At 69.8% G+C, this 11,347-nt stretch carries 10 protein-coding genes and 1 pseudogene; 3 read left to right on the forward strand and 8 right to left on the reverse strand.

Translation table 11 applies throughout. The annotated features are described in order from the left end of the window. From F3J10_RS31180 to F3J10_RS31195, 4 genes and pseudogenes are all read right to left on the reverse strand, one after another. Nucleotides 1-264: pseudogene (locus F3J10_RS31180) on the reverse strand (ABC transporter permease); the annotation flags it as partial. A gap of 52 nt (nucleotides 265-316) precedes the next feature. Further along, nucleotides 317-1,414, reverse strand: a complete 1,098-nt coding sequence (locus F3J10_RS31185) for a BMP family ABC transporter substrate-binding protein (protein WP_167243717.1) — start codon at nucleotides 1,412-1,414, stop codon at nucleotides 317-319. 19 nt (nucleotides 1,415-1,433) lie between these two features. After that, entirely contained in the window at nucleotides 1,434-3,464 is a 2,031-nt protein-coding gene (gene atzF / locus F3J10_RS31190) for an allophanate hydrolase (protein ID WP_167243718.1), read from the reverse strand. Nucleotides 3,465-3,768: 304 nt separating this feature from the next. Further along, nucleotides 3,769-4,581: an inositol monophosphatase family protein gene (locus tag F3J10_RS31195; RefSeq protein ID WP_025099262.1), complete on the reverse strand. Its 813-nt coding sequence runs from the start codon at nucleotides 4,579-4,581 to the stop codon at nucleotides 3,769-3,771. A 353-nt stretch (nucleotides 4,582-4,934) separates the two neighbouring features. On the opposite strand from F3J10_RS31195, the gene F3J10_RS31200 reads away from it, so the two are divergent. Both F3J10_RS31200 and cysE read left to right on the forward strand, forming a co-directional pair. Continuing rightward, nucleotides 4,935-5,711 carry an RNA methyltransferase gene (locus F3J10_RS31200; protein WP_167243719.1) on the forward strand — a complete coding sequence of 259 codons (777 nt, stop codon included), beginning with the start codon at nucleotides 4,935-4,937 and terminating at the stop codon, nucleotides 5,709-5,711. A 250-nt stretch (nucleotides 5,712-5,961) separates the two neighbouring features. Further along, a complete protein-coding gene (gene cysE, locus F3J10_RS31205; protein ID WP_013698602.1) occupies nucleotides 5,962-6,732 on the forward strand; it encodes a serine O-acetyltransferase in 771 nt (256 codons plus the stop codon). A gap of 61 nt (nucleotides 6,733-6,793) precedes the next feature. Here cysE and F3J10_RS31210 read toward each other — a convergent pair whose 3' ends face one another. The 4 genes from F3J10_RS31210 to F3J10_RS31225 form a co-directional block, all read right to left on the reverse strand. Next, on the reverse strand, nucleotides 6,794-7,597 hold the full coding sequence (locus F3J10_RS31210) for a UDP-2,3-diacylglucosamine diphosphatase (RefSeq protein WP_166913343.1): 804 nt from the start codon (nucleotides 7,595-7,597) through the stop codon (nucleotides 6,794-6,796). A gap of 22 nt (nucleotides 7,598-7,619) precedes the next feature. Next, a complete protein-coding gene (locus tag F3J10_RS31215) occupies nucleotides 7,620-8,111 on the reverse strand; it encodes a peptidylprolyl isomerase (RefSeq protein WP_025099265.1) in 492 nt (163 codons plus the stop codon). A gap of 86 nt (nucleotides 8,112-8,197) precedes the next feature. Next, nucleotides 8,198-8,773 carry a peptidylprolyl isomerase gene (locus F3J10_RS31220; RefSeq protein WP_013698599.1) on the reverse strand — a complete coding sequence of 192 codons (576 nt, stop codon included), beginning with the start codon at nucleotides 8,771-8,773 and terminating at the stop codon, nucleotides 8,198-8,200. Between the two features lie 41 nt (nucleotides 8,774-8,814). Further along, nucleotides 8,815-9,555, reverse strand: coding sequence for a tetratricopeptide repeat protein (locus tag F3J10_RS31225; protein WP_167243720.1), 741 nt, complete (start codon nucleotides 9,553-9,555; stop codon nucleotides 8,815-8,817). A 230-nt stretch (nucleotides 9,556-9,785) separates the two neighbouring features. Between F3J10_RS31225 and cysS the strand changes: the two genes are divergently transcribed. Next, the gene (gene cysS, locus F3J10_RS31230; protein WP_166913344.1) at nucleotides 9,786-11,180 is read left to right on the forward strand and encodes a cysteine--tRNA ligase; all 1,395 of its coding nucleotides are present in this window, start codon (nucleotides 9,786-9,788) and stop codon (nucleotides 11,178-11,180) included. Nucleotides 11,181-11,347: the final 167 nt, after the last annotated feature.

The raw sequence follows: 11,347 nt of genomic DNA on the forward strand, positions 1-11,347 counted from the left end.
GATCACGATCAGCCCGACCTGGGCCGGCAGCGCCACGCACAGCGCGGTCAGCATCAGGGGGGCTGCGCGCAGCAGCGTGTTCTGCCAGGCGAACGAGGAGCCGAACGCGCCTTGCGCGATCAGGCCCAGCGCATCGAGCGCCGGCGCGTGCGCGGCGGCCAGGAAGGCCGCGAACAGCAGCACGGTGGCCGCCAGCGCGGCCAGCGTCGGCACGGCCGGCAGCAGCGCGAGCGCGCAGCGCGCGGCGAGCGGATTCAGGCGCATGGTCGGGCTCCTGATCGGGCTCCTGGTCGGGCGCGGTCGGTCGGCGCCTTCATCAGATCTGGCCCACCACGCCGGCCACCAGGTAGTTCATGCTCTCCAGCACGATGTCGGTCTGCACGTGGCTCACGCCCGCCGCGATCGCGGTGCCGCCCTTGTTGTCCTTGAGCGGGCCCTTGAAGATCACGAAGTCGCCGGCCTGCATCCTGGCCTTCACCGCGTCGGCCGCCTGCTTCGCGGCGGGCGTCACCTTCGCGCCGTAGGGCGAGGGCTTCACGTAGCCTTCCTTGAGGCCGCCGCGCATCACGTTGGGCGGCGTCTTGCCGGCCTGCACGGCCTGCACCAGCTGCGTGTAGGGCGTGGCCCAGTCCCATTCGGCGCCGGTCAGGTAGCCCTTGGGCGCGAGCGCCGACTGGTTGGCGTGATAGCCGCAGCTCATCGCGCCGCGCTTCTCGGCGGTTTCGATCACCACCTTGGGGCCGTCGACGTGGCAGGTCAGCACGTCGCAGCCCTGGTCGACCAGGCTGTTGGCGGATTCGGCTTCCTTGACCGGCATCGACCAATCGCCGGTGAAGATCATGTGCGTGGTGATCGACGGATCGACCGACTGCGCGCCGAGCGTGAAGGCGTTGATGTTGCGCAGCACCTGGGGGATCGGCTTGGCGGCCACGAAGCCGAGTTTCTTGGTCTTCGTCATGTGGCCGGCCACCACGCCGCTCAGGTACTCGCACTCGTCGATGTAGCCGAAATAGCTGGTGATGTTGGCCGGGTTGCCGGCCTTCCAGAGCCCGCCGCAATGCGCGAAGCGCACCTTCGGGTATTTGGCCGCCATCTTCAGCACGTGCGGGTCGAAATAGCCGAACGAGGTGGCGAACACCAGGCTCGCGCCGTCCTGCTCGATCATCGCGGCCATCGACTTCTGCGCGGCGATGGTCTCGGGCACGTTCTCCTCCTCGACGATCTTCACGCCGGGCAGCTTGCGGATCACGTTGGTGGCGGCGGCCTGCGCCTGGTTGTAGCCGTAGTCGCCGCGCGCGCCGACATAGAGCGCGCCGACGGTGAGCCCGGAGGCGGCCAGCGCCCGCTCGAGCGGCAGCATTGCGCCGAGCGCGAGGGCGCCCGCGGTGTGGAGGAAATGGCGGCGTGTGGTCATGAGGCGTTCTCGTTCAGCGTCAGGCGTTCAGGGGGAGGGAGGAGATGGCGGCGCTCGTCGGCGCGGCGCGCTCGCGCAGGTAGGCGAGCCAGCCGCCGTGGGCCGTGATGTCCAGCGCGCGGCCGGCGGCGACCGCTGCCGGCTCGCAGATGAAGCCCTTCACCGCGCGGCCGTCGGCCACGCGTACCGTGCCGATGCCCAGCGGCGCCGGCACCTGGGCGACCAGGCCGCCGAACAGGCGCAGCGGCAGCTCCCACAGTTCGATCGCGATCGCGCGGCCGTCGGCGTCGCCGGGGCTGTGGACCAGGGCCGGCTTGGGCGGGGTGGTGCCGGCCAGCGCGTAGAGGCGGTAGTCGGCGCTGGTGACGGTGGCTTCGACGAAGCGCGCGCCGGCTTCGAGCAACTGGCCGTTGAGCGGCTGGCCGCGCAGGTGCGCGCCGACCACGGCGACGATCAGGGTGGGCTCGTTGGCGGGCAGCGGCGGCAGGGGTTCGGCTGCCGGGCCGGATGTCGAGGGCTGACCGGCGGACGTATCGGCCGGGCGCGCGCCCGATTGCGAGCCGGGCAGGGCGGCCGACGAAGCCGCCGATCCAGCAGTCGATGACGGGGCCGATGAAAGGGCCGATGACGCGCCTGCCGAAGAGGGCGACGGAGCAGCCGTTTGCGCGCCCGTGCGAGCGCCGGATTGCGCAGCCAACCGCGCCACCAGCGCGCGGCCGAGCGTGGCGAGCTGGTGATCGGCGCCCGCCTTGCCGATCAGCGTGATGCCGGCCGGCAGGCCGTCGGCGCGCGGCAGGGCGGGGATCGCCAGCGCGCACAGGTCGAGCAGGTTGACGAAGTTGGTGTAGTAACCCAGCCGGCTGTTGACGGCGATCGGATCGGCGCGCACCTGGGCGATGGTCGGATGGGTCGGCGCACTCGGCACGATCAGCACGTCGAGCTCGGCGAAGATCGCCTCGGCGGCGCGGCGCAGCTCGGCCAGTTCGTATTGGGCGTTGAACGCGTCGACGGCGCTGAAGGCATCGGCGCGCGCCACCACGGCGGCCACCACCGGGTCCATCGCCTCGCGCTCGGTGTCGAGGAAGCCGCCGATCGCGGCGCGCCGCTCGGCCACCCAGGGGCCGTCGTAGAGCAGGCGCGCGACGGCGTTCAAGGGCGCCATGTCGACGGCGACCGGGTCGGCCAGCAGGTCGGCCGCCAGGTGACGCAGCGTCTGCATGTAGGCCGCCTCGGCCTGCGCGTCGTCGAAGAATTCGGGCTGGGCCGGCACGCCGATGCGCCAGGCGCGGTTCGGCAGGCCGAGCGACGGCACCGCGCGCGAATAGGGATCGGCCGCGTCGAAGCGGGCCAGCACGCCGAGCACGCGCCAGGCATCCTCCACCTCGGGCGCGAAGATCGACACGGTATCGAGCGTGCGGCAGGCCGGCACCACGCCGCGCTTGCTGAGCAGGCCGAGCGTCGGCTTGAGCCCGACGATGCCGTTGAAGCCGGCCGGCACGCGGCCCGAGCCGGCCGTGTCGGTGCCCAGCGAGAAGGCTACCGCGCCGCCCGCCACCGCTACCGCCGAACCCGAGCTGGAACCGCCCGACACGTAGTCGGGATGGTCGACCTGGCGCACTGCGCCATAGGGCGAGCGCACGCCCACCAGGCCGGTGGCGAACTGGTCGAGGTTGGTCTTGCCGATCAGCACCGCGCCGGCCGCCAGCAGCAGCGCGACCACCTGGGCCGATTCGGCCGGCGTGCTTGCGAAGGCGGGGCAGGCGGCGGTGGTCGGCAGGCCGGCCACGTCGATGTTGTCCTTGACGGCGAAGGGCACGCCGAACAGCGGCATGCGCTCGACGACGGCGGGGCCGTGCGCGGCGCGCAGCGCGTCGAGTTCGGCCGCGCGAGCATGCAGTTCGGTGGGTTCGACGCGGTGGATCCAGGCTTCGGGGCGGTCCGTCGCCTCGAGGGCGGCGAGCGCCGCGTCGATCCGGTTCGCGACGGTCAGCGTGCCTGCCGCGTAGTCGGCGAGCAGGGTGGTAATCGAGGTGCGTTGTCGGTCTGGCATTCGGAACTCAATCTTGTATTCAAGATGGCGTTCAAGATGCAGGTTGCGTGCCAGGGGCGCCGGCGTGATCGGCGGGAAGACGGGGAAGGCTTGCCGGGCAAGGCTCGGCGGGAGGCAGGGGCGAGCGGGCGCGGGCGCGCCGCGCCGCGATCGCACCGGCGGCGGGCGGCGCGGCTGGTGCGCGGCGGCGTCCGAAATGGTGCGGAGGTCCGATCCTGGTGCGCGGCGTGGTCGATGCGGTCGGCCGTAAACGACAACGGCCCGCATCCCGGAGGATGCGGGCCGTGCTGGCCGGCGCCGATGCTTACTGCTGGGCCGGTGCCTCGCCGCCGACGCGCGAGTAGCGGTTCAGGATCGGGATCATCTGCGCGTAGATCTTCGGGTTCGCCGCGACGATCTCATGACGCTCGAGGAAGTCGGCGTCGCCGTGGTAGTTGCCGACCAGGCCGCCGGCCTCGGTGATCAGCAGGCTGCCCGCGGCCATGTCCCAGGCGCTGATGCCTTGCTCGAAGAAGGCGTCCAGGCGGCCCGCGGCGACATTGGCCAGGTCCAGCGCGGCCGCGCCCGGGCGGCGCAGCCCCGTGCAGGCCTGGGTCATCTCGACGAACAGGCGCGTGTAGGCCTCGAGGCCGTCCTTCTCGCGGAACGGGAAGCCCGTGCCGACCAGCGCGTCCGACAGGCGGTCGCGGCGGCCGACGCGGATCCGGCGGTCGTTCAGGAAGGCGCCGCGGCCGCGGGTGGCCGTGAACAGGTCGTTGTTGTTCGGGTCGTAGACCACCGCCTGCTGGACCACGCCGCGATGCGCGAGCGCGATCGAGACGCAGTAGTAGGGGAAGCCGTGGATGAAGTTGGTGGTGCCGTCGAGCGGATCGATGATCCAGACGAATTCGGACTCGTTGTCCGACTTGCCCGATTCCTCGGCGAGGATCGCGTGGTCGGGGTAGGCCGTCTTCAGCGTATCGATGATGGCCTCTTCCGAGGCCTTGTCGACTTCCGTCACGAAATCGTTCTGCTGTTTCTTGCGGATCTCGATCATGTCGAGATCGAGCGAGGCGCGGTTGATGATCTGTCCGGCGCGGCGCGCAGCCTTGACAGCAATATTGAGCATGGGATGCATGGAACTGGATCCTGTAGCCGGCGGCACGGGGCCGCCACGAGGTGACTGGAACCGGCGAAGCGCGCCCGCCGCAAGGCGGACGGACGTTTCGTCGACGGAAGACGCGAATTGGCAAAGAACGGGGCGCCAGGCGGCGGACAGCCTCGGAAAACCGGGAGACGGGGCGGCCGGCGAGCGCGGAAAGCGGCATTTTACCCGAGTCGCGGCGTTTTTCCGACTGTCTCGCGCCCGGGGCCGCCGGCCCGGCCGTTCGGACGGGTGGGATTGGGACGGCGTTGGCGATACCATACCGCCAGTTCGTTTCCCGTTTGTTTCCCATTTCCTTGCCGTTTTCTCAGCCGGACCCATCGACGTTGGACATTTCGCCCCCGATCCCCGCCCCGCCGCAAGCCTTCCGTGCCGCGCGCTTCGTGCTCGTCGAGCCCAGCCATCCCGGCAATGTCGGCGCCGCCGCCCGCGCGCTGAAGACCATGGGCTTCTCGCAACTGGTGCTGGTCGCGCCGCGCGTGGCCGAGGTGCTGGCCGACCCGGAGGCGATCGCGATGGCCAGCGGCGCCGACGACGTGCTGGCCGCCACCCGCATCGTGGCCACGCTCGACGAGGCGCTGGCCGGCGTGTCCTGGTCGGCCGCGCTGACCGCGCGCAGCCGCGAATACGGGCCGCCGCGGCTGGCGCCGCGCGCCGCCGCCGGCGAGGCGAGGCGCCAGCTCGACGGCGGCGAGATCGCCTTCGTGTTCGGCAACGAGCGCGTCGGCCTGTCGAACGAGCATGTCGAGCGCTGCAGCGCGATCGCGCATATCCCCGCCAATCCCGATTACAGCTCGCTGAACCTGTCGCAGGCGATCCAGGTGCTGGCTTACGAGTTGCGCGTCGCGCTGCTGGAGGGCCAGGCCGCCGAGCACCACGACGGCGCGGCCGGCACGCTGGCGCAGGCCGACGAGATCGAGAAGATGTTCGCCCATCTGGAGCAGGCGCTGGTCGCGCTCGAGTTCCTCGATCCGCGCAATCCCAAGAAGCTGATGCCGCGCCTGCGGCGGCTGTTCTCGCGCGCCGGGCTGGAGCGCGAGGAGGTCAACATCCTGCGCGGCGTCGCCAAGCACATCCTGATGAAGTCGGGCCGCGAGCACTGAGCCTCGGGCACGGGCGGCGAGGCCGCCGTCGACGGCGGCTGGCGCCCGGCGCTTGCTTGGCGTTCCTGAGGATTCGCCTAGCCGCGCCGCGCGCCGGCGAATACCCCCGGCGCCGATGGGGACAAAATCCGTCGCCAGCAGCCGCGCGCGAGTCGCCCTACAATCGTCGCGCGCCATAAGCAAATGGCGATAAGGCATAAGCGCCGCGCGGCAGGCGGCAAGAACATTCCTCCCCGGTCACCGACACACCATGTTCACGAGACTTCGAGAAGACATCGCGACGATCCGCGAGCGTGATCCCGCCGCTCGCAGCGCCTGGGAAGTGCTCACCTGTTATCCGGGCATCCATGCACTGGTCTTCCATCGCCTCGCGCACGCCTTCTGGCGGCGCGGCCAGCGCTGGGCGGGGCGCTTCGTCTCGCAGGTCGGGCGCTTCATGACCGGCATCGAGATCCATCCCGGCGCGACGCTGGGCCGGCGCGTGTTCATCGATCACGGCATGGGCGTGGTGATCGGCGAGACCGCCGTGGTCGGCGACGACTGCACCATCTACCAGGGCGTGACGCTCGGCGGCACCTCGCTCACGCGCGGCGCGAAGCGGCATCCCACGCTCGAGCGCGGCGTGATCGTCGGCGCGGGCGCCAAGGTGCTGGGCGGCTTCACGATCGGCGAGGGCGCCAAGATCGGCTCGAACGCGGTGGTGGTCAAGCCGGTGCCGGCGGGCGGCACGGCGGTCGGCAATCCCGCGCGCGTGGTGCTGCCGGCCGAGAGCCGGCCCGCCGCGCCCGAGCGCGCCGCGTTCTGCGCCTACGGCATCACGCCGAACGCCGACGATCCGATGTCGCTGGCGATCCATGGCCTGATCGATCATGCGGCCAAGGAATCGCAGCGCGTCGACGAGATCGTCGCCGCGCTGGAGCGGCTCGGCGAGCGCTTCGAGGCGCTCCAGGCCGATGGCCGGCTGGACCTGCGCCGCCTGTCGGCCGCGCTGGAAGGGCGCGCGGTCGAGCACACGGGCTGAGCCCGGATCGCGAAGGGAATCGCCAATGGAAAAGGGCGGCCGAGAGGCCGCCCTTGTCGTTTCAGTGCTCCAGCGGCAGCGCCGCGACGCCCTCGGCGTCGATGCGCAGGTAACCTCCGCGCGGCCTGCCATGGTCGAGATCCCAGTCAGGCAGCACCCAGCGCGTGCCCTCGGGCTCGATGTGCCGCGCGGGGCGATGGGTATGGCCGTGGATCATGGTGTCGGCGCTGCTGCGCTCGAACAGCTCGGCGATGCCGTCGCGCGTGACGTCGTAGCGCGGCAGCATCGGCCGGTCGCGGCCCGCCTCGCTCTTGGCGCGCATGCGCTCGGCCAGGCCGCGCCGCCAGCGCAGCGAACGCGCGAGGAACAGCCACTGCGCCAGGCGATTGCGCGCGAAGCCGCGGAACCACTGGTAGCCGCGATCGGCCGTGCACTGCGCGTCGCCGTGCGCGAGCACGATGCGCCGGCCGAAGGCGAGCACCACCGACGGGTCCGGCACCAGCATCGCGCCCGCGGCCTTCATGAAGCGCCGGCCGAGCAGGAAGTCGCGATTGCCGTGCATCACGTAGAGCGCGATGCCGCGCTCCGAGAAGCTGTGCAGCAGCGCGGCGATGCGCTGCGCGAACGGGTCGTCGTCGAGGATGTCGTCGCCGACCCAGTATTCGAACAGGTCCCCGAGGATGAACACCGAGTCGGCGCTGTCGGCCGTGACGCGCACGAAATGCTCGAACGCGGCGACGGTGCGCGGGATCGCCTCGCTCAGGTGCAGGTCGGAGATGAACAGAAACGGGCGTGCCGCATGCGCGAGACCCTGCTCGCCCGGCACGCCCCCGGAGACGCTTCGCGGCGGTGTTTCCTGCAGCATCGAAGTGCCTCCCTCGACGGCGTCAGGCCACCACGGCCTTTTCGATGATCACGTCGTCGGCCGGCACGTCCTGGTGGAAGCCCTTGCTGCCGGTCTTGACCTTCTTGATCGCGTCGACCACGTCCTGGCCTTCGACCACCTTGCCGAACACGGCGTAGCCCCAGCCTTGCGGCGTCGGCGACGAGTGGTTCAGGAAGTCGTTGTCGTTGACGTTGATGAAGAACTGCGCGGTGGCCGAGTGCGGATCGTTGGTGCGTGCCATCGCCACCGTGTAGGTGTCGTTCTTCAGGCCGTTGTTGGCCTCGTTGTCGATCGGTGCCTCGGTCGGCTTCTGCTTCATGCCCGGCTCGAAGCCGCCGCCCTGGATCATGAAGCCGTTGATGACGCGGTGGAACACCGTGTTGTCGTAGTGGCCGGCCTTCACGTAGTTCAGGAAATTCTCCACCGACTTCGGTGCCTTGGCGGCGTCGAGTTCGAGCTTGATCACGCCGTGGTTCGTATGCAGTTCAACCATGATGGTTCCTTCGTTGAGGTGGGTGAAATGGCACGCGGCCGGTCGTGACGACGCGGCCGCGTGTGGGGCGCTGGTGGCGCGCCGGATTATTTGCCGACGACGCTCGCCGATTCGATCGTGATCGTCTTTTCGGGCACGTCGCGCATCGAGCCGCGCGAGGTGGTCGGGGTCGCCTCGATCTTCTTCACGACATCCAGGCCCGAGACCACCTTGCCGAACACGGCGTAGCCGTTGCCGTCCGGGTTCGGGTAGTCGAGGTTGGAATTATCGACGGTATTGATGAAGAACTGGGCGGTGGCCGAATTCGGATCGCTGGTGCGCGCCATCGCGATGGTCCCCGTCAGGTTCTTCAGGCCGTTGCGGCTTTCCAGCGGAATCGGCGCGCGCGTCGGCTTCTCGTCGAAGTTCGCCTTGTAGCCGCCGCCCTGGATCATGAAGCCCGGGATCACGCGATGGAAGATCGTGCCGTTGTACTGGCCGGCCTTCACGTAGTCGAGGAAGTTCGCCACCGTCTTCGGCGCCTTCTCCGGGTAGAGCTCGACACGGATGTCGCCCTGCGTGGTCTTGAACTGCACGACGGGATGCGCGGCGGCCGTTTGCGCATGGGCCGGCGCGGTCGCGACGAGGGCGGCGCTGCCGAGCGCCAACAACAGACGTTTCATGACGATCCTCTGGTTGATGAAAAAATGACGGCCCGGCCGCCTCAGTGCGAGGGCGCGACGTAGGGCGGGGTGGCCAGCGTCGCGCCGCCGCCGCCGCCGTTGAACTCGAAGTTCGACTGCTGCGGCGGCGTGATGGTCGACAGGTTCGAGGTGGCATCGGCCGAGACGCCCTCGGCCCGGCTCGCGGCGGCGGGCTTGTCGGCCTTGGCCTGCGCTGCCTGCTGCGCCGCGGCCGGCGGCGCGATGATCCGCTCGATGTCGGCCAGGCGCTGCGCGCTCGCGCCGCTCGTGCGGCCCAGCGAGCGCGCGCGCTTGTAGGATTCGGAGGCCAGGCGCAGGTACAGGTCGCCGAGGTTCTCGTAGGCGAGGCTGTAGTCGGGGTTCGCCTGGGTGGCCGTGACCAGCGCCGCGCGCGCGTCGTCGTAGCGGCCATGCTTGGCATAGAGCGCGGCGAGGTTGTTGTACGGCTCGGGGAGTTCGGGGTAGGCCTGGGTCAGCGCGAGGAACTGCGCGATCGCGTCGTCGTCGCGATTGAGCCGGGCCAGCACGGTGCCGCGCTTGAACTGCGCCTGCACGTCGCGCGGGTTCGCGGCGATCCGCGCATCGAGCTGCGAGAGGGCCGCCGACCAGTTGCGGCTGGTGATCGAGGCGTCGATCTCCGGGGTGCCGTCGGCGGTGGCGGGGGCCTTCTGCGCCCAGGCCGGGAGCGCCAGCGCGACGCCCAGGACGGTGGTCGCAAGGAGGGTCGCAGCGCTCGTCGCGCGGCCGCGGGAAGATTTCATAGGCTCAAATCGCAATGTTATACTCCGAGCCATTCTAGCAAATCGTCCGCGCGTTCCGGCGAGCCGCGGACTGTCTTTTGCCTCTCGCGGCCGTTACCGCTTCGCCCGTCGTCCGACCGACGCCTCCATGTCGACGGTGCGTCGTGCCGGGCAGCGGCGGGTGCTCCGAGCGGATTCACACGCAGGCGCCCTTCGCCAGGGCGGCACTCATCGGCTCTCGTTTGTTCTCTATGGAATCACTGCGCATCTACAACACGCTCGCGCGTGACAAGCAAGTCTTCGTGCCGCGTCAGCCCGGCGAAGTGCGCATGTACGTGTGCGGCATCACGGTTTACGACTACTGCCACATCGGCCATGCGCGGATGATGGTGGTGTTCGACATCGTGCAGCGCTGGTTGCGCCAGCTCGGCTATCGCGTGACCTACGTGCGCAACATCACCGACATCGACGACAAGATCATCCGTCGCGCGGTGGAGAACGGCGAGACCATCGGCGAGCTGACCTCCCGCTTCATCGCGGCGATGCACGAGGACCTGGACGCGCTCGGCGTCGAGCGGCCCGACCACGAGCCGCGCGCCACGCACTACATCCCGCAGATGCTCGGCATGATCGCGGCCCTCGAGGCAAACGGTTACGCCTACCAGGCCAAGGACGGCGACGTCAATTACGCGGTGCGCAAGTTCGCGAACTACGGCCGCCTGTCGGGCAAGTCGCTCGACGACCTGCGCGCCGGCGAGCGCGTCGCGGCCAACGACGCCAAGCAGGATCCGCTCGATTTCGTGCTGTGGAAGCGCGCGAAGCCCGAGGAGCCGGCCGATACCAGCTGGGATTCGAAGTACGGGCGCGGCCGCCCGGGCTGGCACATCGAGTGCTCGGCGATGGGCTGCACGCTGCTCGGCAATCATTTCGACATCCACGGCGGCGGGCAGGACCTGCAGTTCCCGCATCACGAGAACGAGATCGCCCAGAGCGAGGGCGCGACCGGCGAAACCTTCGTCAACACCTGGATGCACAACGGCTTCGTGCAGGTCGACAGCGAGAAGATGTCGAAATCGCTCGGCAACTTCTTCACGATCCGCGAAGTGCTGGAGAAGTACGACGCCGAGGTGGTGCGCTTCTTCATCGCGCGCACCCACTATCGTTCGCCGCTGAACTACAGCGAAGTGCATCTCGACGATGCGCGCGCCGCGCTCACGCGTTTGTATACGGCGCTCAAGGACGTCACGCCCGACGGCGCGCCGCTCGATCCCGACGAGCCGCACGCGCAGCGTTTCGCCGCCGCGATGAACGACGATTTCAATACGGCCCTGGCCGTGTCGGTGCTGTTCGAACTGGCCGGCGAGGTGAATCGCACCGGCGATGCCGCGCTGGCGCGGCAGTTCAAGCAGCTCGGCGCGCTGCTGGGCCTGCTCGGCCGCGATGCGCGCGCCTTCCTGCAGCAGGCCACGGGCGCCGGCGCCGATGCGCTCGACGGCGAGGCGATCGAAGCACGCATCGCCGAGCGCGTGGCCGCCAAGCAGGCCAAGAACTATGCCGAAGCAGACCGGATCCGGGCAGACTTGCTCGAGGCCGGTGTCGCGCTCGAAGACAAACCGGGCGGGTTGACCGAATGGCGTCGCGTTTGATCGCGCGTCGTCCGTTCCGCTGATCGACTCGTCAGGCAGGAGGCAAGATGGCAACGGGCAGGAAAGTGCCGGCAAAGGGCGCGGTTCGCGCGGCGACACGCTCGCCGGCCACCGGCCGCGCGCCGGCCGGGAAGGTCGCCGCCAAGCGCGCGACCGACCCGCGCGCG

This window comes from Burkholderia sp. Cy-637 (genome assembly GCF_011753175.1).
Classification (GTDB): domain Bacteria; phylum Pseudomonadota; class Gammaproteobacteria; order Burkholderiales; family Burkholderiaceae; genus Burkholderia; species Burkholderia gladioli.